Source organism: Photobacterium sp. WH77 (genome assembly GCF_022014395.1).
In the GTDB taxonomy this organism is placed as follows: domain Bacteria; phylum Pseudomonadota; class Gammaproteobacteria; order Enterobacterales; family Vibrionaceae; genus Photobacterium; species Photobacterium arenosum.
The window spans coordinates 26855-49386 of sequence record NZ_JAKLTE010000023.1 but is presented as its reverse complement, the minus strand read 5'-3'; the positions used below and the strand labels follow the sequence as shown (position 1 = coordinate 49386).

The window sequence follows — 22532 nt, the reverse complement described above, 5'->3', positions numbered from 1 at the left end:
CCATGTATGTCGTTGAGCTACAGTTTGAATGCTTTGACAACACCACTGTCGCTGCGGTGGAGCAGGCGATCAATGGCCTGATGGATGCGCTGCGCTATAACGGCCAGGTGCTGGGGCGGGAGTTCCCTGTCGTGATGGATGAAGCCGTGTTTAAAGTGCGGGCTGTCTGTCCGGAGAAAACCAGCCTGCACAGCCAGTTTCACAGTCCGCAGGTCAAAGCGGGTATCAACCGACTGACACAAGCCAGTTTGCTGGCCCCGAAAATTAAAGTCTTGGGGCGTGATATTAATTCGGAAGCGACGGCCGAAGAAGCACCGGGCTGGCAGGTGCTGTATACCACTTATGTGCACACCTGCTCCCCGCTGCGCAGCGGCGACAGCTTATTGCCTATCCCTTTGTACCGGATACCGGCAACCTTTAACGGTGATCATAAAGCCTTGGTCAAATGGCAGACCGAATGGCAAGCCTGTGATGAAATTCAGATGGCCGGAGGCTGTAAAGCTGAACATGCGGCCCTGCATGAAATCCGCGATGCCGACAGTGATTTGTTCCGCCGTGGCTGGGATTTACGCGGCAGGATTGAATTTCTGACCAAAGTGCCCACCTATTATTATCAGTACCGGGTGGGTGGGGTCAGTCTGGTCGATGAGGCTGATCGTCCTTGCCCTAAATGCGGACAAGCCTGGCGGGTGGATGAGCCGATCCACGGTATTTTCCATTTCAAATGCGATCCGTGCCGGCTGGTGTCCAACCTGTCCTGGGATTATCAGTAGCTCAACCCCCGTTGGTCGGCATGCGCCGTTCGACGCAGTCACCGCCCGTTACCACAAAGCAACGGGCGGTGACTGCACTTAACAAGGCAGGTTATTTATCTTGCTGGGCCTGCTCCAGGGCGGCAAGGCGTGCTGTCAGGCTGGCGACTTGTTGCTCCAGGGCAGCCAGTCGTTCGCTGTCGCTGGCCGGTGCTGCCTGGCTGGCTTTAATGTCTGGTACTTTGGCATGCTGTTTCCAGCTTTTAAGCGCCTGAATGATCACAGGCATAGGTAAAGGCTCACGCAGGCGGGCTTTCACCAGTGCGACACTGGGCTCTTTACCTTCCGCGATGAGTGTTGATATGGCGCGCTCCAGCGCATCGGTAATGGCAGATGACATATTTCTTCCTGAAAGAGTGGCTCGGGTTCACTTATTTTCGTAGCAAAGCGTCTAATTGATCAATCACTTCGCACCAATCGGCATCTTCAGCAATCGATTCTTTGAGAAAACGGCGCTGGGCGGGTTGCCAGAAATCAGCCTGAGCGAGGGTTTCGTCTTGTTTGAGATTATGGTCGCGAATGAAGCCTTCTATCGATTCCTTGGACGAATTCATTCCTAACTGATTGAATAAACTGTGTAAGTCGTGGCTGAATGTTTCCATCTTGCTATTCCCCTACTGGTGTTTGTCATAAGTATAGTGGGGAATAGTCGTCAATTCGTCTCTGTGGTTTGTGAGAGATCGCTTACAAGCATGTAAGACATACTGAAGTCTTGCTATGGCAGTTAGCCTAAATGGATAAAGATAATTGTTTATTATCATGTGTTTATGTTGATTTTGTCGTGTCGGGCTAAATGTGGCGTGATAACTGACATTCAATGTGCGCTTGTTCGAATCGGGATATCGCGTAATCTTAACTCTGTCGGAAGGAGCTGACACGGAACAGGAACATGAGCCACGGAGTTGGCGGTCTCAGGATGAGACACGGTCTTCAGGATGAGGGCTGACATGGACAGTTCGGAGACTGCAGGATGTAGTCAGTGCAAGCAGGATGTTTGCCGTCAGGATGACACAAGGATGATGCTTCAGGAAGAAGCCAGGGACACCGCCAGGATGGCTGTTGAGAGTTCACCCGGGATGGGTAACGGGTCAGGAGACCAGGACACTTCAGGATGAAGTTCAACAAGGGAAGCGCTGAAGGATACAGCATACAAAGGAATGATGCAGGGAGCACCATAGTAGTAGGAAGCTACAGGTAAGACCTAAGGGCGCAACGCAAGTTGCGCCCATTCTTTTATGTCTGGAATGTGGTAACAGGGCGTACCACAGCAGGCATTCCGACCGTCAGCTCATTTTTGTTCCCTTGTCTCATACCCTGTATTGGCTGTACTGAGTTGCGACGGCTGATTACGCGTCATCCTGCTTCATATTTTGCCTGCTATCTTGTAAGCGATCTCTCACAAAAGCGTGAGAAATATGCGTTTTCTATGATCTCTTTCAGCGCACAAATCTAAAAATACATCAACCAATTCATTGTCTTATGTTTTTATCGCCTTGTGGCCTGAGCGCAGGGGAAAGAGCAAACCAACGACTGTGCTGTGTCCGGCGCGTAATTATCGTAGTCTTAGAAGTGTCGAAGGAATTGACACACGGAACAGGATAACGGCCAGGGAGCAGGGTCGGTTCAGGATGATAGTGAAGGCGAGGACAGCTTTCACGCTAAGGACGGTTCAGGACATGGCGGGATGCCGGCTGCAGTGTTCAGGATGACACTGCTCAGGAAGAGACAGGGATACTTTCAGAACGAAAGCAGGGACACCGCCAGGAAGGTCGAAGAGAGTTATTTCAGGATGAAGTAACGGATCAGGAGATCAACGGACACGTTCAGGATGAGCGTTTAAAGGAAAATCGCCGACGGATTCCGGCGCATCAAAGGAATGAGGCAGGGAGCCTATGTGTAGCCGGATTGCTGCAAGTAAGACCTAAGGGCGCAACGTAAGTTGCGCCCGTTTTATTTTGTGTGTCGGGAAAAAGAAAAATTGGCGCGGGAACGGTTCAGCCCGGCATATGGTGCGGCGGCACATAAAACTGTACCGGACGCAGCCCCTTGAAGGTGGCGCATCCCTGATAGGCATCAGCACCGTCAGCTGAAAACTCAAACAAGTACAGGGTTTGCCAGCTCCAGTTGCCGGCATCATCTTTCAGGCGGTGCGAGCCTCTGGCGACACTCAGCAACTGCAAGCCTAACTGCTGGCAGCGTTGAGTGATAAATTGCTGGGCCAGCTCGCTCTGGCGCCTTTGCTGCCAGAACAGATAGCCCAGTATGGCCATCGCCAGTATGCCAAGTAAATTATCCATCCGTGGGATTTCCTTCTCAGTTCCGTTTCATTTGTTATTGGCCGCGAGTGGCTTGTTGCAACCGGGTAATGGCCTCGGTCAGCTCGGCATTGGCTGAACTGTGCAGCACCTGCAGCATAGTGCCGCGCAGTGCTGGCAGCATCACCAGATCGGCAAACAGCTGGTTGAATAAATTCTGATCCTGAGTCTGGGCCAGGCGCAGTAAAAACTGACTGGCTGAGTCAGTGTCAGCTAGGCCTTTCCAGCACCTGCCGGCTATGGCGACCAGCATTTCAGGGTGGCAGAGTTCAGGTTTGGCCAGTATGGCCTGAAGCGCCCGGTTCAGCATAGCCGTCTCGGCACCTGACATGGCACGCAGTAAGGCAGACAACAGGAAGATGTCGGTTTGCTGTGCCGTCAGCTCACCTTGAATGCGTTCTTCCAGACGCTCAGACAGCGCCGCTGGCAGCTCACAGTGTTCCAGACAACCCAGCAGCGCGTACAGCGGCGTCATGGGGAGATTCTGCAGCGCCTTGCGCAGGTAGGTCGCGTTATTTTCCTGCTTCATGCGGGCGCAGATATCGGCCAGCCCCTGTAAGCCGACGCCCTGCCATTGCGCCCAATCCAGTTTACCGCTGAGATACACCTGGGCATGTTCGTAATACTGGCTGGCTGGCAACGCCAGTTGCTGACGCAGATGGGCGTGGAAGATCGCCATTTTGTCGTCTTTCGGTTTGAAGGTATACGGGTTGGCCGCCAGCTTCTCCTGCTCTTCGTCTGTTGGCACTGCATTGAGTGTGGCGCCCATGGCTTCGATGACATACTTAATGAAATCGCCGACTGCGGCCTGTTTGAGTAAGCCCCGCTCATCCAGCGGCAGCTTGAGAAACCAGATCCAGGGCGGATTACCCTGCTGCCAGAAGGAAATCGACAGGTGAGCATGCTGCTGTAACGGCCATGGATAAGGTTGGCGGTTATCTTCAACCGCTTTGAAAGTTGCTCGCTCGATTTCACAGACCCGGCGGCCCAGATCGAAAATCTTATACTGGCATCCGGCATTGTCCAACAGTTGGGTCAGGGTGTGAAATTTATCCATGGGCATGCTACAGGGCTCCTAGAGTTTGACGGCTTATGCTGGCGCATTATAGGGAGTTGAGCGTGAAGATGGTATCCTTGCGCGCCAGTTGTCCGGCTGAGCTCACCCTCAGCCATCAGGCTAGTTATGTTGATCCAGGAGTACAGCATTGGATTGTTACGAAAAAACCACCCGTTTGCTGGTACGGTTAGAACAGCAGTTACGCGCGCAAGGACTGTGGCAGCACAGCCCACCCAGTGAGGAAGCGCTGGCCAGTACTGAGCCATTCGCCATTGATACGCTGACATGTGCAGAATGGCTGCAATGGATTTTTCTGCCCCGTATGTATCATCTGGTTGAGGAAAGGCTGATGTTGCCGACTCAGTTCAATATTTATCCCTATGCTGAAGAGTCAGCCAAACTGGAACCTGAACTGGCCGGTGTGTTGCCGCTGATTGCTGAACTGGATCACTGGCTGGGCGGGGCGAATCAATGACAGCGCCAAATACTGAACTTGAGATCCTGTATCAGGATGACTATCTGGTTGCCGTTAACAAACCGGCCGGTATGCTGGTGCACCGCTCCTGGCTTGATCGTCACGAAACCCGGTTTGTGATGCAGACCCTGCGGGATCAGCTCGGTGGGCAGCATGTGTTTCCCTTACACCGGCTCGATAAACCGACCTCAGGCGTACTGTTATTTGCACTCTCAAGCGAGATGGCCGCTGAAATGATGCCAAAATTTGCGGGCCGGGAGGTGAAGAAAACCTATCATGCTGTGGTACGGGGCTGGGTAAAAGAAGCGGCTGTGCTGGATTATCCACTGAAAGAAGAGCTGGATAAGATGAGCGATAAGCGGACCTTGCAGGACAAAGCACCGCAGGAGGCCGTCACAGCGTATCGTCCGCTCGCCAGAGTGGAAACCCCAATCCCTGTCGGCCGTTATGCAACCAGCCGCTATACCCTGGTTGAAATGAAACCGGAAACCGGCCGCAAGCATCAGCTGCGCCGGCACATGCATCATCTGAGTCATCATATTATTGGTGATGTGAACCATGGTGATGGCCGGCATAACCGCATGTTCAGGGAGCACTATGACTGTCACCGGCTGATGCTACATGCCTCTGCGCTGGAATTTATCCATCCGGTTACCGGTCTGCCGATAACGATCCGTGCAACCGTGGATCAGAGCTGGCAGGGTGTGATGCTGGCCTTCCAGTGGCCGCTGTCTTATCTGGACGGATAAAATCACCGTTTTTGATTGCAGGATCGCGCATTTGTGTTTCGGAATTTGCATCTGGCCGGTACAAGGGTCAGAGTAATCTCAGGTCATTGAAATTTAAACAGGGAGTGAGGTGTGACTGTGATGGCAACTATTGGTGTATTTGTGGGCTCTGTGTTTGGCGGGGCAGAGGAAGTCGCAGAAGAAGTCGTCAGCGAGCTGAAAACCAATGGCCACGATGCGGAACTGTTCACAGATCCCAGTCTGGACGATTTTCTTGCTTACCGGGATCAGGTCGCGTTGGTGATTACTTCCACTACAGGGCAGGGGGAGATCCCTGAAAATCTGTTGCCGCTGTATATGGCGCTGAATGATCAGTTTCCACTGATGCCGGCGCTCAACTATGGTGTGATAGCGATGGGCGATTCCAGTTACGGTGAGGACAGATACTGCGGCGGCGGACGGCAGTTTGACGCCTTACTTCAGGAGCTGCAGGCCAAGCCTGTGACTGCGCGTCTGGATATTGATGCCTGCGTCAATTTTGATCCGGCGGAAGCGGCGTTGCCCTGGCTGCAGGACTTTATGAAAAAAGTGCAGTAATGCCGGTGACTCACAGGTAGCGAGATGTAAAAAGGGCACCTCAGCAGGTGCCCGATTTCTGACTTATTATTTACCACTAGTTACTTCAGTTTTGCCAGATCGGATTCGATCTCGGCAATTTTATGGCTGACCACCTGTTCCAGATGGCGTAAATCGTCCAGAATTTTTTTCTTGATATCGACATCGGTGTGACGCTTTTTCGTGATCTTGTCTAACTCGTCGGTGACAAAAGTCAGCTTGCGGTTAATCTCCGAGACTTCCTTGGCTTCACGGTTGCCGCTGTTCACGATGACAGACTTGGACTGGCGTTGGAATTTGAACTTCATGCTTTTGGCAAAAATCTCTCCTTTTCCTTTGGCGAAGTAGATTTTCAGAATGTCATTCGCAGCTTCCTGGCGCAGACTATAACTTTCAATGCGCTCAGGGTGTTCGATGCCCAGGCTGGTAAGGTTGGGGTACATGGCGGCCTCGTGTTGTTTCAGTCAATAAACCGTCTGCGCTCAGTACAACAAATGCGAACCTAAGTGGCATTACCTGGCGTTGATAGAGGCAGTTTGTTGCTACTCTAGCAATTTATGCTGGGTAAATCTTGCACGCGGCGCAGAATCTGCGTCAAGGATTCGCAACAGCCCGTCATGTTTGGCTGACGGGCTGACTGGTTTGACTATGCCGCGTCGTCAATACGTTCAATCAGTGCGGTTTTGAGCGCCGATTCCTGCTCGGCGCTCAGTTGCTGACCCTCTTCATTGACCAGAATGAAAAAGTCTTCTGCTCGCTCCCCTATGGTAGTGATCTTGGCGGCCTGCAGACTGACATTCTGATCGGCAAACACTGAACCTATCCGGGCCAGCAGCCCTGGCATGTCCAGTGCCACCAGCTCCATCATGGTCTTTTTGCCTGTTTTGGTGGGCAGAAAATCGACCTGGGTTTTGACGTTGAAATGGCGCAGCTTGCGTGGCGGACGCTTATTGCGACGCACCGAAACCATGGTGTCCAGGGCATGGATAAGATCGTCCCGGACCGTGGCGCGGCGGTTGTCCGTCAGGGGATCACCGTTTGGATCCAGCACCATGAAGGTATCTAAGGTGTAGCCATCTTTACTGGTCATGATTTGTGCATCATGAACGCTGAGGTTTTTCTTATCCAGTTCGGCCACAACAATGGCAAACAGTTTGGCTTTGTCGCGGCTGTAAACGAACACTTCGGTCCCGCCACGGGTCGGCTTTTTGCTGATCAGTATCAGCGGCATATCCGGATTCTCATGTTTCAGCAGCGCCTCGGCATGCCAGGCTATCTGCTGGTGGGTGTGACGCAGAAAATAGTCGGCTTTAAAACGTTGCCAGAGCACGTCGACTTCACGCTGGCTGAAGCCTTGGCTGCGCAGCAGGGCAGAGGCCATTTGCTGGTTGTGGCGAATACGTTCGCGGACATCAGGCGGGTTTTCCAGGCCGCGGCGTAGCGCTTTCTGGCTGGAGTAATACAGTTCGGCCAGCAGGGTGCGCTTCCAGCTGTTCCACAGCTCCTGATTGGTGGCGCAGATATCTGCCACTGTCAGGCAAATCAGATAATCCAACCGCTCTTCATCGCGCACTGTCTTGGCAAACTCAGTGATCACATCCGGGTCATAAATGTCTCTGCGCTGGGCGGTGACTGACATCAGCAGGTGATTCTTGACCAGCCAGGTGACCAGATTGGCTTCCGGTCGCGACAGGCCATGTTCAAGGCAGAACCGGTAGGCGTCGTCTGCCCCCAGCTCGGAATGGTCGCCGCCTCGGCCTTTGGCGATGTCGTGGAAAATTGCCGCCAGTATCAGCAGTTCTTTTTTCTGAATCCGCGGATACACTTCGCAGCAGATAGGGTGAACCTCCCGGTTGGCCGGATCGCTGAATTTGTTCATGTGTTTGAGCAGGCGGACACTGTGCTCATCCACGGTGTAAACATGGAACAGGTCAAACTGCATTTGCCCCACTATCTGGCTCCATTGCGGGAGATAGGCGGCAAGCACACCGTGGCGGTGCATCAGGTGAAAAGCTTTGTTCAGGGCGTTTGGCTGGCGTACCAGCTCCATGAATTTCTCGCGTGCTTCAGGAATATCCACTAAAAAACGGTTCAGACGGCGTCGGGCAGTACGTAACTGGCGCAGCGTGGGGGCTGAAATGCCTTCTATCTCTGAATTACCTGCGATATGCAGGAACATGTCGAGAATGGTCTCCGGACGTGCCTGAAATAAGGCTGGCTTTCTGGCTTCGATGAGGTTGCCGACCAGGCGGAAATCGTCGTCCAGATCGACGATGGCTAACTCGTCACCGTTTTTCAGTATCGCCTGATCAAACAGCTGCAGCAGCATTTTATTGAGTTCGGCCACACGCCTGAGCGTGCGGTAGAACTCTTTCATCATCATTTCGACCGGTTTGTTGCCTTCCCCTTGATAGCCCAGTTTTTGCGCGACGGAAGCCTGATGCTCGAAGGTCAGCCGGTTGTCGTAGCGTTTGAGCTCACAATGCAGGGCAAACCGGATACGCCACAACGAGGCCTGGCACTCATACAGTTCACGGTACTCGGCATCGGTCAGAAAACCAAAGCGGCTCATCTCCAGCAGATTGGTCGCGCCGAAATGCCGGCGGGCGACCCAGCTTAAGGTGTGAATGTCACGCAGCCCGCCAGGGCTGGATTTGATATCCGGTTCCAGGTTATAGGTGGTGTCGTGATAGCGGGCATGGCGGATGCGCTGCTCTTCGACTTTGGCACGGTAGAAGGCTTCGCTGGGCCAGAATTTGCCGGAATTGACCTGATCCTGCAATTGCAGAAAGCTGTCTTCACTGCCGCACAGCAGGCGGGCTTCCTGAAGATTGGTGGCCACGGTTAAATCTTCCAGCCCGATATTGATACACTCTTCAACGGTACGGACGCTGTGGCCCACTTCCAGCTTGAGATCCCACAGTAAGGTCAGAAACTCACTGATTTGTTTTCCTGTATGATTATCAAGCGGGATGGTACTGAGCAGCAGGATGTCGACGTCAGACAAGGGATGCAGCTCGCCGCGACCGTATCCGCCGACCGCAACCAGCGAGAGATCGTCGCGCTTATCGAGTCCGAACAGGGGCCAGAGATGGCGAAGCAGCCGGTCTATACAGCCCGCTCTGGCTTCGACCAGCTCAGTCACAGGAACATGCTGGGAGAAGAGTAACTGCTGCTGATCGTTGAATTGCTCCAACTCTTCTTTGAGCATGATAAGCAGCTGAGCAGTGTCTTCGCAGCTGGTTGGGGTGTGGGGTTCGGATTGAATCTGTGTCATTGCTGTCCATGCCATGTTGAGGTATCAGTGACGGGCAATAAAGCCTTGTTTCCAAGCCTTTGCTGGTGGCTGGGAGGAAAACTGCCGTCTCTTTACTCTAGCCTGAATTACAGCAACAAAAAAGCCAGCAATGTGCTGGCTTTGAGTCAATGGTCAGTAATCGTCGAACTGACCTGCGGATCAGGCGTTTTTCATCACCCGTGGCAGGCTTTCTTCTTTACGCAGGGTCAGGATTTCACAGCCGCTATCGGTGACCAGCAGCGTGTGTTCCCATTGCGCCGATTTCTTGCCGTCGACAGTGTAAACCGTCCAGCCGTCTTCATCATCGAGAAGGCAGCCGAACTTACCGGCATTGATCATTGGCTCGATGGTGAAACACATACCCGCTTTCAGTACAGTGCGGTCGGCGTTTTTGTAATGGACCACTTGCGGCTCTTCATGGAATTCATCACCGATGCCGTGGCCACAGTAGTCTCTGACAATGGTGAAGCGGCTGTTACCGTTTTTCACAAACTTCTGGATTGTGGTGCCAATCTCGCCCAGCTTGGTGCCCGGCTTCACTTTTTTAATGGCCTGGTAAAGGCTTTCCTGCGCGACACGGCACAGGCGTTTGTCTTCCAGTGAGACCTCGCCTACTTCAAACATTTTAGAGGTATCGCCGTGGTAGCCATCTTTGATTACCGTGATATCAATGTTGATGATATCGCCATCTTGCAATACATCTTGTTCGCTGGGAATGCCGTGGCATACCACATGGTTGATTGAGGTACAGATGGATTTAGGGAAACCGTGATAGTTCAGCGGAGCCGGGATCGCACCCTGGGTTTCGGTGATGTACTCATGACAGATCCGGTTCAGTTCTTCAGTGGATACGCCAGGTTTTACATACGGCTCAATCATTTCCAGTACGTCGGCAGCCAACTGGCCGGCAACGCGCATCTTTTCAATTTCTTCAGCCGTCTTGATCTTAATGCTCATGCAAACTTCTCTGCTCTGTCAGTCTCTATACTTTATATGGTATCAGCGAGAGCGGAGGATGAAAACTGACTTTGGTCTGTACAGAAGATTTTGACTGGATTTTTGCGGTCTAAATATGGTATAAAGCGCGCCGTAATTTGGCATATTGTGCGTTGACGAAAGTCAGTGCGGCAGGTCAGATTGCGAAAACATTATTTTATTTAATCACTCACACATATCGACACGTGCTCCGGGGTGCCCAAGGCTTATGAGTAAGTCGACCTTAAAAGGTCAAGGGTCGGTAGCATGGGATATGTGGACGCCTAACCCCAATTGAGGAATATTCAATGGCAACTGTATCAATGCGCGACATGCTGAAGGCTGGTGTACACTTTGGTCACCAAACCCGTTACTGGAACCCTAAGATGAAGCCATTCATCTTCGGTGCTCGTAACCGTGTACACATCATCAACCTTGAAAAAACTGTACCAATGTTCAACGAAGCGCTGGCAGAAATCAACAAGATCGCTGCTCGCAAAGGTAAAATCCTGTTCGTTGGTACTAAGCGTGCTGCAAGCGAATCTATCAAAGACGCGGCCAACAGCTGTGATCAGTACTACGTGAACAACCGTTGGTTGGGCGGTATGCTGACTAACTGGAAAACTGTTCGTCAGTCAATCAAACGTCTGAAAGATCTGGAGACTCAGTCTACCGATGGTACTTTCGACAAGCTGACTAAGAAAGAAGCGCTGATGCGTACTCGTGAAATGGAAAAACTGGAGAAATCTCTGGGCGGTATCAAGAACATGGGCGGTCTGCCAGACGCTATGTTCGTTATCGATGCTGATCACGAGCACATTGCTATCAAAGAAGCGAACAACCTGGGTATCCCAGTATTCTCTATCGTAGATACTAACTCTAACCCAGACGGCGTAGATTACGTTATCCCAGGTAACGATGACGCAATCCGTGCTATCCAGCTGTACACAGGTGCTGTTGCAACTACTGTTACTGAAGCTCGTAACCAGGACATCGTTGTTCAGGCTGAGCAAGACGGTTTCGTAGAAGCTGAGTAATCAGTCGCTCCTTTGAGCATCTTAAGTTACCTTGTGTAAACTAAGTATGGTTAACAGGGGCCGTTTACAGGCCCCTGATTTTTACACCAAGATTTGAAAACTGAGGATATAACAATGGCAACAGTTACAGCTGCCCTGGTTAAAGAACTGCGTGAGCGTACTGGCGCAGGTATGATGGAATGTAAAAAAGCACTGGTTGAAGCAAATGCTGATATCGAGCTGGCCATCGAGAACATGCGTAAGAGCGGCGCTGCAAAAGCGGCTAAGAAAGCAGGTAACATCGCTGCTGAAGGTTCTATCATCATCAAGAACAACGACAGCCTGGCTGCTCTGGTAGAAGTGAACTGCCAGACTGACTTCGTTGCTAAAGACGGCAACTTCCTGGCTTTCGCCAACGAAGTCGCTGATGCTGCACTGGCTGGCAAAACTGACATCGCTGAACTGCAAGCTCAGTTCGAAGAGAAGCGTATTGCTCTGGTTGCTAAAATTGGTGAGAACATCTCTATCCGTCGTGTTGCTTACATCGAAGGTGAGAAAGTGGCTTCTTACCGTCACGGCGACCGTATCGGTGTTGTTGTTGCTGGTAACGGCGAAGACGAAACCCTGAAGCACATTGCAATGCACGTTGCAGCTTCACGCCCAGAGTACGTGAACCCAGAAGACGTACCAGCTGACGTTGTTGCTAAAGAGCGTGAAGTTCAGGTTGAAATCGCCATGAACGAAGGCAAGCCTCAGGAAATCGCTGAGAAGATGGTTGAAGGCCGCATGAAGAAGTTCACTGGCGAAGTCTCTCTGACTGGTCAGCCTTTCATCATGGAGCCTAAGAAATCTGTCGGCGACGTACTGAAAGAAAACGGCGCTTCTGTTTCTACCTTTATTCGCCTGGAAGTAGGTGAAGGTATTGAGAAAGCAGAAGGCCTGAGCTTCGCTGAAGAAGTTGCTCTGGCGCAGAAAGGTTAATCTTTCGCAAATTGCTTATAGAAGACCGTGGCCAAGGCTGCGGTCTTTTTACAACTCCATATCTCTATAGTAAGCCTGGAAGGTACAATAAATGACCACGAATCCTAAACCGACTTATCAACGGATCCTGCTGAAACTGAGTGGCGAAGCGCTGCAGGGCGACGAAGGTTTTGGTATTGATGCACATGTGCTTGACCGCATGGCTCAGGAAATTAAAGAACTGGTAGAACTGGGCGTACAGGTGGGTCTGGTTATCGGTGGTGGTAATCTGTTCCGTGGTGCAGGTCTGGCTGCTGCGGGTATGAACCGAGTTGTGGGCGATCACATGGGTATGCTGGCGACAGTGATGAATGGCCTTGCCATGCGTGACGCGCTGCACCGTGCCTATGTGAACGCGAAAGTAATGTCAGCTATTCCGCTGAATGGTGTCTGTGACAGCTATAACTGGGCAGAAGCTATCAGCCAGCTTCGCCAGGGCCGGGTCGTTATTTTCTCTGCCGGTACAGGTAATCCTTTCTTTACGACAGATTCAGCGGCATGCCTGCGTGGTATTGAAATTGAAGCTGATGTTGTGCTGAAAGCCACAAAAGTGGACGGTGTTTACAGCGACGATCCAGTTAAAAACCCAGAAGCTGTTCTTTATGATAAGCTAGGTTATCAGGATGTTCTGGAACAAGAGCTGAAAGTCATGGATCTCGCCGCCTTCACATTGGCTCGTGACCACGGTATGCCGATTCGTGTGTTCAACATGAATAAACCTGGCGCACTGCGCAAAGTGGTGATGGGTGAGCCGGAAGGTACCTTGATCGCTCACAGCGAGTAAGGGCGTAACATATTGATAGGGTAGGAAAACAGCTTCCTGCTAAGACCGACTATTCAAGGGTACAAACGTGATTAACGATATTAAAACTGATGCGCAAACGCGAATGGAAAAAAGTGTTGAAGCACTGAAATCTCAGCTGGCAAAAGTGCGTACTGGTCGTGCACATCCAAGTTTGCTAGATGGTATTCAGGTTGACTACTACGGCTCCAACACACCGCTGCGTCAAGTAGCTAACGTCATCGCTGAAGATGCCCGTACCCTGGCCATTACGGTATTCGACAAGGAACTGACGCCTAAAATTGAAAAGGCGATCATGATGTCGGATCTGGGCCTTAACCCATCCTCTGCAGGTACGGTTATCCGGGTTCCACTGCCAGCATTGACGGAAGAGCGTCGTAAAGACCTGGTGAAGGTTGTTCGCGCTGAAGCAGAACAAGGCCGTGTTGCCATTCGTAATATCCGTCGTGATGCCAACGCAGAAGTGAAGGCACTGCTGAAAGATAAAGAAATTTCAGAAGACGATGATCGTCGTGCTCAGGATGACATTCAGAAGCTGACTGATGCTGCCGTGAAGAAAATTGATACCATTTTGGAAGCAAAAGAAAAAGAGTTGATGGAAGTATAAGGTTCTCCTTACTTATTATTGACTCTGGCTTGATAAGCTCTAAAGCGCTGTGCGTGCAGCACGGCGCTTTTTTGTTGAGGGAAAAGTATGACAGAGCATACAAGCAGCACTGAATGGTACACCCAGAACCTGCCCAAGCACGTGGCTATCATTATGGATGGTAACGGACGCTGGGCGAAGGCGAAGGGTAAAGCGCGGGTGTTTGGCCATAAAGCCGGTGTAGAAGCCGTACGTAAAACTGTCTCTGCTGCGAGCCGTATTGGTATCCAGGTAGTGACTCTGTTTGCATTCAGCAGTGAAAACTGGCGCCGTCCGGAAGATGAAGTGTCTTTATTGATGGAACTCTTTCTGACCGTTCTTGGCCGGGAAGTGAAGCGTCTGCATAAAAATAACATCCGTCTTAAAATTATTGGCGACACCAGCCGCTTCAGTCAGCGTCTTCAGGACAAAATCACGGCAGCCGAAACTTTAACCGCTGGCAACACCGGCATGGTTCTCAACGTGGCGGCGAATTATGGCGGACAATGGGATATTCTTCAGGCTACTCAGGCTCTCGCCCGGGAAGTGGCCGAGCAGGGGCTGACCCCGGATGATATCACTGAAGACATGCTGGCTGCTCGCTTATCCACCAGTGGCTTGCCTGATGTCGATCTTCTTATTCGTACCAGTGGCGAATGCCGGATCAGCAACTTTATGCTGTGGCAGACCGCCTATGCCGAGTTGTATTTCACACCGCAACTCTGGCCTGATTTTGATGAAAATACCTTAGCCGATGCCATTGCCTGGTTTATGGATCGGGAGCGTCGTTTTGGTTGTACGGGTGAACAAATAAAAAAGTTACTGAAAGCTCAGTAACACCAAGATGGTAGCGCGGAAAATGGAACCCCGCTGCCATTCTGAAAACAAGCTCGTGGCTTGTTGGATTGCTGCCAAGCAAGATATTGCTGAGAAGCGACAACGATAAATAATAACGAGAGGAACAAGCTTGCTTAAGCAACGAATTTTGACTGCATTGGTTCTGGCACCATTGGTGGTAGCCGGCATCTTCCTGCTACCTTTTTCGGGTTTTATGTTGGCTATCGCAGGTATCACCCTGGTTGGCTTCTGGGAATGGACCCAGTTTGTAAATACCCGTTCACGCCTGCTGGCGATGGTACCCCCTGTTTTAGTCTTACTGGCGTCATTTCTGGCTCTCCCTGCAGATGCCATCGAATTGGGTAATTTACAATTTCCTCATCACATCATGTTAGCTGCAGGTGGCGTCTGGTGGTTGTTTGCCTGCTTGCTGGTCGTGACTTATCCGAACCAATCTGGCTTCTGGGTTGGTTCAACCACGCTTCGCTACCTTTTTGGCTTACTGACTTTGATTCCCTTTTTCTGGGGCGTCGTCATGTTACGTGCTGTTAACTATGCCGAAGCCCCCTATCTGGGTGCCAAACTGGTTATGTTGGTGTGTTTACTGGTCTGGGCGGCAGACAGCGGTGCTTATTTCGCGGGTAAACGTTTTGGCCGCCATAAAATGGCCCCCAGAGTCAGCCCGAATAAAACACTTGAAGGGCTTGCCGGTGGTGTGGTGCTGGCAGTGGTCGTCGCGTGGGCAACCGCAGAACTGTTTGGCATAACCTTTAATAACAGCGGTGCACTGTTAGTGACAGTGGTGCTGACTGTGATTGCCTCTGTATTTGGTGATCTGGCAGAGAGTATGCTCAAGCGTGTTTCCGGAATTAAAGACAGTGGACAGATCTTACCTGGTCACGGTGGTATTCTGGACCGGATAGACAGCCTGACGGCGGCACTGCCCGTTTTTGCATTGCTCTATCTCTGGCTTATCTGAGACCTGATTCGGGGGGAAGCGGGTAACCACTTCCCCCATTTTGATTTTGATACCCTTGATAGTGTGTTGACCCCCTGTTTACACACTAACTGGAAATGGACGGTAGGATTATGGCTGTGAACAGCCAGAATTCATAAAGTAGTGAAGGTATGCGTAAGTTAACCATTCTTGGAGCAACGGGGTCGGTAGGCACCAGTACACTGGCCGTAGCGGCAAACAATCCTGACCACTTTGAGGTGGTCGCGCTGGCGGCTGGGACAGACAGCCGTAAAATGTTTGAACTGTGCTGTCAGTGGAAGCCCAAGTTTGCAGCTATGGCCTGCGAGCAGGCCGCACGTGAACTGTCTGAGCAGTTGAAAGCTCACGGTGTTGCCACTCAGGTGCTGACCGGTGTTGCTGGCATGTGCGAAATTGCCGCGCTGGATGAAGTGGATACCGTAATGGCCGCCATAGTGGGGGCAGCAGGGTTGATGCCGACTATGTCTGCGGTTAAAGCCGGGAAGCGAGTGCTGCTGGCTAATAAAGAAGCCCTGGTGATGTCTGGCCAGATGTTTATTGATGCCGTTGCGAAGTATGACGCAGAATTATTACCGGTGGACAGTGAACATAATGCTATTTATCAGTGTCTACCCTTAGGTGTTCAAAAGCAGACCGGGCGCTGTGATCTGTCTGCAGCTGGGATCAGTAAGATTTTGCTGACCGGCTCTGGTGGTCCGTTTCGCTATACCGATCCACGGGATCTGGAGACTGTGACACCGGAAATGGCCATTGCGCATCCAAACTGGTCGATGGGACCGAAGATTTCCGTTGACTCGGCCACTATGATGAATAAAGGGCTGGAGTACATAGAAGCCCGCTGGTTGTTTAATGCGTCCAGGGAGCAACTGGAGGTGCTGATTCATCCCCAGTCGGTGATTCACTCTATGGTACAGTACAAAGATGGTTCAGTGATTGCGCAGATGGGTTTGCCGGATATGCAGACGCCAATCGCTTTTGCCATGGCCTATCCTGAAAGGGTGGATGCCGGCGTTAAGCCGCTTGATTTTACCCAGGCGGGAGAACTGACATTTATGGCGCCGGATATGTCGCGTTATCCGTGTCTGCAGCTTGCGATAGATGCGTGCTACAGTGGACAGGCAGCAACAACGTCGCTCAATGCTGCCAATGAGGTGGCAGTGGCAGAGTTTCTGGCCGGTGGAATACGTTTTACCGATATCGCGCGAGTGAACCAGCAAGTGCTGGAGCGGATTAACCTGACAGAGCCGCGGAGTCTGGAGTGTGTGATGGCGTTGGATGCTGATGCACGACAGCTCGCGCAGCAAGTGATTCAGAAGGTAGCTAAATGATGGGAATTTTGTGGAATTTGGGCGCCTTTCTCGTTGCGCTGGGCATTTTAATTGCGGTGCATGAATTCGGACACTTCTGGGTTGCACGCCGTTGCGGCGTGTATGTCGAGCGTTTTTCCATTGGTTTTGGCAAACCCCTATGGCGCCGGGTTGATAAGCAAGGCACCGAATACATACTGGCAATGATCCCACTCGGCGGCTATGTCAAAATGCTGGATGAGCGGGTTGACACTGTACCGGCTGAACGTCGCCATCAGGCTTTCAATAACAAGTCATTGTGGCAAAGAAGCGCCATTGTGGCGGCTGGCCCTCTTGCTAACTTTGTTTTTGCTATCTTTGCCTATTGGGTTGTGTACCTGATTGGTGTCCCTGCGGTTAAGCCGGTGATCGGAGAGGTTGCGCCGCAGTCAATAGCTGCCCAGGCCGGTATTGAAAGCGGCATGGAACTTAAGTCAGTTTCCGGTATCCAAACTCCGGATTGGGAGTCCGTCAATATGGCCATGATAAGCCATATTGGTGATGATGAGATGACGCTGACAGCCGTGCCGTCGGAAGAGTCTTATGAAAAGACATTCAATCTGGATTTGCGCAACTGGTCTTTTGACCCGGAAAGTGAGCGTATACTGACGACTCTGGGTCTCACCCCGTTTTCACCGCCGATCACGCTGGAAATTGGTCAGTTGGTGGATAACGGAGCGGCCAAAAAAGCTGGCTTCGAAATAGGGGATACGATTGTCGCTATCGATAAGCAGCCGATTACTCAATGGCTGCAGGTGGTTGATGCGGTTCGTTCCAGCCCGGATCAAACGCTGACAGTTCAGTTGCGCCGTGGCGACGAGCTGGTAGAAGCCTCCTTGACGCCCATTAGCAAAAAGTTGCCGAGCGGTGAGTGGGTTGGATATGCTGGCTTCGCACCTGTGATGTCAGAGTGGCCAGCAGATCAGCGCTTTGTTCGCCAGTATGGACCGATTGAGGCCATTGGTGAAGCGACCGGGAAAACCTGGCAACTGGTGACACTGACCTTTGATATGGTAACCAAACTGGTGACCGGGGATGTGGCACTGAAGAATTTAAGCGGCCCGATTTCTATCGCCAAAGGTGCGGGAACAACGGCTGATTATGGCATAGTGTACTTTTTGGGTTTCCTGGCTTTAATTAGCGTTAACCTGGGTATAGTGAACCTGTTGCCGCTGCCTGTGCTGGATGGTGGGCATTTACTCTTTTTTGCAATTGAAGCTGTGACACGACGTCCTGTTTCAGAGCGTATACAGGATCTTGGCTACCGTCTTGGATCTGTGATTTTAGTCGTTTTGATGGCTGTAGCGCTCATAAATGATTTTACCCGCCTTTAATAAGTGCGTTTTTAGCAAGGAATAATCAGAACAGTAATGGCGATGAAGAAACTGTTAGTCGCATCCCTCTTGCTTGGCAGCAGTGTGGTACATGCGGAACAATTTGTGGTGGATGATATCCGCTTTGAGGGATTACAGCGTGTAGCCTTGGGTGCTGCATTGCTGAAAACGCCTGTCAGAATTGGTGATTCGGTCGATGAACGTGACGTCGCGGATATGATCCAGGCCTTGTTTGCTTCAGGCAATTTTGAAGATATTCAGGTTTTTCGTGACGGCAATGCTCTGGTGGTGAAAGTCATTGAGCGTCCGACCATTGCCAGCATTACGTTTTCTGGCAACAAGGCAATCAAAGACGAGCAGCTCCAGGAAAACCTCAACGCGTCTAAAATCAGCGTGGGTGAAGCACTGGATCGCACAACTCTGAGTAAGATTGAAAAGGGCCTGGAAGATTTCTACTACAGTGTGGGTAAGTACAACGCCAGTGTTAAGGCCGTTGTGACCCCATTGCCACGAAATCGTGCTGACCTGAAATTTGTCTTTACCGAAGGGGTATCGGCGAAAATTCAGCAAATTAATTTCATTGGTAATAACGTGTTTACCGATGAAGATCTGCGCGACAAATTCAATCTGCAGGCCGATGTACCCTGGTGGAACTTCCTGGCCGATGAAAAGTATCAGAAACAGGTGTTGGCTGGTGATCTGGAAACCCTGCGTTCTCAGTACCTCAACAACGGTTATCTGAAATACAAGCTTGAATCGACCCATGTGTCTATCTCCCCTGATAAGAAAGGGGTATACATCACCCTGAATATCAATGAAGGCCAGCAGTATACTGTCAAGGGCGTCAAATTCCGCGGAAACCTGGTTGGCGCGCAGGGCGAACTGGCCGGGCTGGTCACCTTTAAAGAGGGGGATATTTACAACGGTGCGAAAGTCACAGGGTTGGAAGAATCGATCAAACGCCGGCTTGGCGAGTTGGGTTATGCCTACCCGCAGGTGAATACCATTCCAGAGTTTGATGATACCAATCAGCAGGTGTCCCTGCTGGTGAACGTTGAGCCAGGCAAGCGTATTTACGTGCGTAATATTGCTTTCTCTGGCAATACATCAACTCAGGACGAAGTGTTGCGCCGCGAAATGCGCCAGATGGAAGGCAGCTGGCTCAACTCTAAGTCAATTGAACGCGGTAAAGAACGTCTGAACCGTACCGGTTTCTTTGAATCGGTTGATGTACAGACAGTGCGTGTTCCGGGTACCGAAGATCAGGTCGATGTTCAGTACAAGGTGAAAGAAGCCAACGCTGGTAACATCAACTTTGGTGTCGGTTATGGTACTGAATCCGGAGTTTCTTTCCAGGCTGGTATCCAGCAGGACAACTTCCTGGGAACCGGTAACCGTTTCGGCATCAGTGCCATGATGAATGACTACCAGAAAAACGTGAGCGTTGAGTACCGCGACCCGTATTTCACGCTGGATGGTATCAGCCTGGGCGGCAAAGTGTACTACAACGAGTTTGAAGCCTCTGACGCTAACATTTCTGACTATACCAACCAGAGCTACGGTACCAGTCTGACCTGGGGTTTTCCGTATGATGAACTGAATTTCTTTGAATTTGGTCTGGGCTATGACCACAACAAGATCTCGAATACGGAAGAGTATTATCAGATCGAAAAATTCAAACAAATTCATGATTTTGATCAAGCGAATACTTCCATTGAGCTGGATGACTTTGACTGGTCGGTTTCCTGGACCCGCAATAACCTGAACCGTGGCTTCTTCCCGACAGCAGGTAACCATCAGCGTGCTACCTTCCGCATGACAGTACCGGGTTCAGATGCCCAGTATTTTAAAGCGCAGTATGATGTCCGTCAGTACTTCCCGTTAACTCAGGAACAGGACTTTACCCTGTTGCTTCGCGGACGGCTGGGCTATGGTAATGGTTACGGCACAACGGATAATGGCAGTGATCAGCTATTGCCGTTTTATGAAAACTTCTATGCGGGTGGCTTCTCTACCCTGCGTGGGTTCCGTTCCAATACTGTGGGTCCGAAAGCTGTCTACGTTGGCGGCTGTGATAGCGGTGGTAGCATAGGTGGCAATAACAGCTGTGCGACAGGTTCTGACGATGCTGCGGGCGGTAATGCTGTCGCACTGGCCAGTGTTGAGCTGATCGTCCCGACTCCGTTTGCTTCTGAAGAGGCGAGGAATCAGATCCGTACCAGCCTGTTTATTGATGCCGGTAACGTGTGGGACACAGAATACGATTTGAGCGGACAGGACGGTGATTTTCTGTATGACTATTCAGATCCTTTCCTGATCCGTGCTTCATATGGTGCGGCTCTGCAGTGGATGTCACCAATGGGACCTCTGGTCTTTTCGGTTGCGAGGCCACTTAAGAAATACGATGGCGATGACGAAGAATTCTTCACATTTACCATCGGACGCACATTCTAACCCTTTAAGGAGAGAGCCTTTGAAACAGTGGATTAAAGCAGCCGGTCTTAGCCTGGTCGTTCTTTCATCATCTATGTATACCCAGGCAGCGGCAGCGGCTGAGAAGGTAGGCTACGTTGCCACGGCTCAAGCCATGGCGCAACTGGCACAGCGTTACAACTTGCAGGATAAGCTGCGTAACGAGTTCCAGGGACGGGTAACAGAATTGCGCTCGCTGGAAACCAATATCAAATCTAAGCTGGAAAAGCTCAAGCGTGATGGTCAGCTGATGAGTGCCAGCGACAAGTCTAAACTGCAAAACGAGTTGCAGACGCTGGATGGCCAGTTCAAGCAAAAAGCGCGTGCTCTGCAGGAAGATCAGGCGCGTCGTGCGTCGGAAGAGCAGCAAAAGCTGGCCATGAAACTGCGTACAGCGATTCAGGATGTGGCTAAGCGCGAAGGCTACGATATGGTTGTTGATGGTCAGGCAATCCTGTTTGCTAACCCTAAAGATGATCTGTCTGCGAAAGTGATGTCAGCGGTGAAATAAGCTTATCTTGTTTCACTGAGTGCTAGTGAGAGAGTACACCGGGAGGGAATCAAGGTCCGTCTGGTGTATTCCTCTTAGTATCCAAAATGACATTATTATGTGAACATTGTTCAAATTGTGGGCGTTTCTGCGTTATCCCTTTGCATTGTCTCTTACTCCGCAGATAATAAGGCGCAGTACGTACAAAACGAAATATTAAGGTAAATAATGGCTGCATTGACGCTTGCTGCATTAGCAGAAAAATTAGGTGCGGAGCTGCGTGGTGACGCAGCGGCCGAAGTCACAGCAATCGCAGGGTTGGGCCAGGCAGGCTCCGGCCAGATCACTTTCCTTTCCAGCAGTAAATACCGTCAGCACCTGCAAGCGTGCAAGGCGACAGCGGTGATGTTGACACCGGCTGATGCTGAATATTTCGACGGAAATGCACTGATCGTTAAAGACCCTTATCTGGCCTACGCCAAAGTGGCTCAGTGGCTCGATTCCACACCAGCCAGCGCGGTAGATATTGCGCCATCAGCGTATATTGCCCCTGACGCCGTTCTGGGTGAGGGCGTTGCCGTTGGCCATAATGCCGTGATCGAATCCGGTGTGGTGCTGGGTGATCATGTTCAGGTTGGTCCCGGCTGCTTTGTCGGTAAAGGTGCGCGCCTTGGCAGTCGCACTAAGCTATGGGCCAATGTCAGTATTTATCACAATGTTGTGCTGGGTGACGATTGCCTGGTTCAGTCGGGGACAGTGATTGGCTCTGATGGCTTTGGTTATGCGAACGATAAAGGCCAGTGGCAAAAAATTCCTCAGCTGGGCACGGTGCGTATTGGTAACAGAGTAGAGATCGGAGCTTGTACCACTATTGATCGTGGTGCGCTTGAGGATACCCTGATCGCTGATGGTGTTATCATTGATAACCAGTGTCAGATTGCCCATAACGTTTCCATTGGTGAAAATACTGCGATTGCAGGTGCTACGGTTATGGCTGGCAGCCTGAAAGTCGGTAAACATTGTTTTATTGGCGGAGCCAGTGTGTTCAATGGCCATATGGAAATTACCGATGGCGTGACTGTGACAGGTATGGCAATGGTCATGAGACCTATTACTGAGCCTGGCGTGTATTCATCCGGTATCCCATTACAAACTAACCGGGAATGGCGTAAAACGGCGGCACGTGTTCTGAAAATTGAAGAAATGAATAAGCGATTGAAATCTGTAGAGAAAAAACTCGAAAAAGATAGTCAGTAGTTTTTCGTTCTCATTTTGCCGCTTCGGGCCTGCGTCACTTACCGCGTAGGCCGCTTACGTT

General features: G+C 51.1%; 22 protein-coding genes. 15 read left to right on the top strand and 7 right to left on the bottom strand.

Features of this window, described 5'->3' with window-relative positions; translation table 11 throughout:
• The first annotated feature begins 2 nt into the window (after positions 1–2).
• Positions 3–773, top strand: coding sequence for a Zn-ribbon-containing protein (locus L6J37_RS18460; protein WP_192017565.1), 771 nt, complete (start codon positions 3–5; stop codon positions 771–773).
• A gap of 91 nt (positions 774–864) precedes the next feature.
• Here the strand turns inward: L6J37_RS18460 and L6J37_RS18455 are convergent, their stop codons facing one another.
• The 4 genes from L6J37_RS18455 to L6J37_RS18440 all read right to left on the bottom strand — a co-directional run bounded on the left by L6J37_RS18455 (position 865) and on the right by L6J37_RS18440 (position 4190).
• Entirely contained in the window at positions 865–1152 is a 288-nt protein-coding gene (locus L6J37_RS18455) for a hypothetical protein (protein WP_192017566.1), read from the bottom strand.
• Between the two features lie 31 nt (positions 1153–1183).
• Positions 1184–1414 (bottom strand): DUF2789 domain-containing protein, encoded by a 231-nt coding sequence (locus L6J37_RS18450; protein ID WP_027251653.1) that lies wholly within the window; start codon positions 1412–1414, stop codon positions 1184–1186.
• A 1392-nt stretch (positions 1415–2806) separates the two neighbouring features.
• Positions 2807–3109, bottom strand: a complete 303-nt coding sequence (locus tag L6J37_RS18445; protein ID WP_192017567.1) for a DUF3301 domain-containing protein — start codon at positions 3107–3109, stop codon at positions 2807–2809.
• Between the two features lie 34 nt (positions 3110–3143).
• Positions 3144–4190, bottom strand: coding sequence for a DUF3549 family protein (locus tag L6J37_RS18440; RefSeq protein ID WP_237796168.1), 1047 nt, complete (start codon positions 4188–4190; stop codon positions 3144–3146).
• Positions 4191–4332: 142 nt separating this feature from the next.
• On the opposite strand from L6J37_RS18440, the gene L6J37_RS18435 reads away from it, so the two are divergent.
• From L6J37_RS18435 to L6J37_RS18425, 3 genes are all read left to right on the top strand, one after another.
• Positions 4333–4659, top strand: a complete 327-nt coding sequence (locus tag L6J37_RS18435; RefSeq protein WP_161444723.1) for a YqcC family protein — start codon at positions 4333–4335, stop codon at positions 4657–4659.
• On the top strand, positions 4656–5408 hold the full coding sequence (gene truC / locus L6J37_RS18430; protein WP_218386467.1) for a tRNA pseudouridine(65) synthase TruC: 753 nt from the start codon (positions 4656–4658) through the stop codon (positions 5406–5408). Before L6J37_RS18435 ends, truC begins: the two co-directional genes overlap by 4 nt.
• A 120-nt stretch (positions 5409–5528) precedes the next feature.
• Complete coding sequence (locus L6J37_RS18425; protein WP_192017609.1) at positions 5529–5984, top strand: flavodoxin; 456 nt, start codon at positions 5529–5531, stop codon at positions 5982–5984.
• A gap of 80 nt (positions 5985–6064) precedes the next feature.
• Here L6J37_RS18425 and L6J37_RS18420 read toward each other — a convergent pair whose 3' ends face one another.
• From L6J37_RS18420 to map, 3 genes are all read right to left on the bottom strand, one after another.
• Positions 6065–6445, bottom strand: a complete 381-nt coding sequence (locus L6J37_RS18420) for a DUF3461 family protein (RefSeq protein ID WP_192017569.1) — start codon at positions 6443–6445, stop codon at positions 6065–6067.
• A 203-nt stretch (positions 6446–6648) separates the two neighbouring features.
• Complete coding sequence (gene glnD / locus L6J37_RS18415; RefSeq protein WP_237796167.1) at positions 6649–9279, bottom strand: bifunctional uridylyltransferase/uridylyl-removing protein GlnD; 2631 nt, start codon at positions 9277–9279, stop codon at positions 6649–6651.
• 180 nt (positions 9280–9459) lie between these two features.
• On the bottom strand, positions 9460–10257 hold the full coding sequence (map, locus tag L6J37_RS18410) for a type I methionyl aminopeptidase (protein WP_192017571.1): 798 nt from the start codon (positions 10255–10257) through the stop codon (positions 9460–9462).
• A gap of 326 nt (positions 10258–10583) precedes the next feature.
• Between map and rpsB the strand changes: the two genes are divergently transcribed.
• From rpsB to lpxD, 11 genes are all read left to right on the top strand, one after another.
• Entirely contained in the window at positions 10584–11312 is a 729-nt protein-coding gene (rpsB, locus tag L6J37_RS18405) for a 30S ribosomal protein S2 (RefSeq protein WP_192017572.1), read from the top strand.
• Positions 11313–11426: 114 nt separating this feature from the next.
• Positions 11427–12272, top strand: a complete 846-nt coding sequence (tsf, locus tag L6J37_RS18400; protein ID WP_192017573.1) for a translation elongation factor Ts — start codon at positions 11427–11429, stop codon at positions 12270–12272.
• A 91-nt stretch (positions 12273–12363) separates the two neighbouring features.
• Positions 12364–13095: a UMP kinase gene (gene pyrH / locus L6J37_RS18395; RefSeq protein WP_027251665.1), complete on the top strand. Its 732-nt coding sequence runs from the start codon at positions 12364–12366 to the stop codon at positions 13093–13095.
• A gap of 67 nt (positions 13096–13162) precedes the next feature.
• Complete coding sequence (gene frr / locus L6J37_RS18390; RefSeq protein ID WP_192017574.1) at positions 13163–13720, top strand: ribosome recycling factor; 558 nt, start codon at positions 13163–13165, stop codon at positions 13718–13720.
• Positions 13721–13807: 87 nt separating this feature from the next.
• Positions 13808–14575 carry an isoprenyl transferase gene (locus L6J37_RS18385; RefSeq protein ID WP_192017575.1) on the top strand — a complete coding sequence of 256 codons (768 nt, stop codon included), beginning with the start codon at positions 13808–13810 and terminating at the stop codon, positions 14573–14575.
• 130 nt (positions 14576–14705) lie between these two features.
• A complete protein-coding gene (locus L6J37_RS18380) occupies positions 14706–15554 on the top strand; it encodes a phosphatidate cytidylyltransferase (RefSeq protein WP_237796166.1) in 849 nt (282 codons plus the stop codon).
• A 149-nt stretch (positions 15555–15703) separates the two neighbouring features.
• Complete coding sequence (gene ispC / locus L6J37_RS18375) at positions 15704–16900, top strand: 1-deoxy-D-xylulose-5-phosphate reductoisomerase (RefSeq protein ID WP_192017577.1); 1197 nt, start codon at positions 15704–15706, stop codon at positions 16898–16900.
• Positions 16897–18252: a sigma E protease regulator RseP gene (gene rseP, locus L6J37_RS18370; protein ID WP_218386464.1), complete on the top strand. Its 1356-nt coding sequence runs from the start codon at positions 16897–16899 to the stop codon at positions 18250–18252. The genes ispC and rseP overlap by 4 nt, the downstream gene beginning before the upstream one ends.
• Before the next feature lie 36 nt (positions 18253–18288).
• Positions 18289–20706: an outer membrane protein assembly factor BamA gene (gene bamA / locus L6J37_RS18365; protein ID WP_192017579.1), complete on the top strand. Its 2418-nt coding sequence runs from the start codon at positions 18289–18291 to the stop codon at positions 20704–20706.
• Between the two features lie 19 nt (positions 20707–20725).
• Positions 20726–21235: an OmpH family outer membrane protein gene (locus L6J37_RS18360; RefSeq protein WP_192017580.1), complete on the top strand. Its 510-nt coding sequence runs from the start codon at positions 20726–20728 to the stop codon at positions 21233–21235.
• 207 nt (positions 21236–21442) lie between these two features.
• Positions 21443–22471, top strand: coding sequence for a UDP-3-O-(3-hydroxymyristoyl)glucosamine N-acyltransferase (lpxD, locus tag L6J37_RS18355; protein ID WP_192017581.1), 1029 nt, complete (start codon positions 21443–21445; stop codon positions 22469–22471).
• Positions 22472–22532: the final 61 nt, after the last annotated feature.

Bases quoted from the DNA above. Each gene is read 5' to 3' on its own strand.
- L6J37_RS18460 (WP_192017565.1), top strand. From the start codon at position 3: ATGTATGTCGTTGAGCTACAGTTTGAATGCTTTGACAACACCACTGTC.
- bamA (WP_192017579.1), top strand. From the start codon at position 18,289: ATGGCGATGAAGAAACTGTTAGTCGCATCCCTCTTGCTTGGCAGCAGT.
- L6J37_RS18420 (WP_192017569.1), bottom strand. From the start codon at position 6,445: ATGTACCCCAACCTTACCAGCCTGGGCATCGAACACCCTGAGCGCATT.
- pyrH (WP_027251665.1), top strand. From the start codon at position 12,364: ATGACCACGAATCCTAAACCGACTTATCAACGGATCCTGCTGAAACTG.
- ispC (WP_192017577.1), top strand. From the start codon at position 15,704: ATGCGTAAGTTAACCATTCTTGGAGCAACGGGGTCGGTAGGCACCAGT.
- L6J37_RS18385 (WP_192017575.1), top strand. From the start codon at position 13,808: ATGACAGAGCATACAAGCAGCACTGAATGGTACACCCAGAACCTGCCC.
- glnD (WP_237796167.1), bottom strand. From the start codon at position 9,279: ATGACACAGATTCAATCCGAACCCCACACCCCAACCAGCTGCGAAGAC.
- lpxD (WP_192017581.1), top strand. From the start codon at position 21,443: ATGGCTGCATTGACGCTTGCTGCATTAGCAGAAAAATTAGGTGCGGAG.
- rseP (WP_218386464.1), top strand. From the start codon at position 16,897: ATGATGGGAATTTTGTGGAATTTGGGCGCCTTTCTCGTTGCGCTGGGC.
- L6J37_RS18445 (WP_192017567.1), bottom strand. From the start codon at position 3,109: ATGGATAATTTACTTGGCATACTGGCGATGGCCATACTGGGCTATCTG.
- tsf (WP_192017573.1), top strand. From the start codon at position 11,427: ATGGCAACAGTTACAGCTGCCCTGGTTAAAGAACTGCGTGAGCGTACT.
- rpsB (WP_192017572.1), top strand. From the start codon at position 10,584: ATGGCAACTGTATCAATGCGCGACATGCTGAAGGCTGGTGTACACTTT.
- L6J37_RS18450 (WP_027251653.1), bottom strand. From the start codon at position 1,414: ATGGAAACATTCAGCCACGACTTACACAGTTTATTCAATCAGTTAGGA.
- L6J37_RS18440 (WP_237796168.1), bottom strand. From the start codon at position 4,190: ATGCCCATGGATAAATTTCACACCCTGACCCAACTGTTGGACAATGCC.
- L6J37_RS18425 (WP_192017609.1), top strand. From the start codon at position 5,529: ATGGCAACTATTGGTGTATTTGTGGGCTCTGTGTTTGGCGGGGCAGAG.
- truC (WP_218386467.1), top strand. From the start codon at position 4,656: ATGACAGCGCCAAATACTGAACTTGAGATCCTGTATCAGGATGACTAT.
- L6J37_RS18455 (WP_192017566.1), bottom strand. From the start codon at position 1,152: ATGTCATCTGCCATTACCGATGCGCTGGAGCGCGCCATATCAACACTC.
- map (WP_192017571.1), bottom strand. From the start codon at position 10,257: ATGAGCATTAAGATCAAGACGGCTGAAGAAATTGAAAAGATGCGCGTT.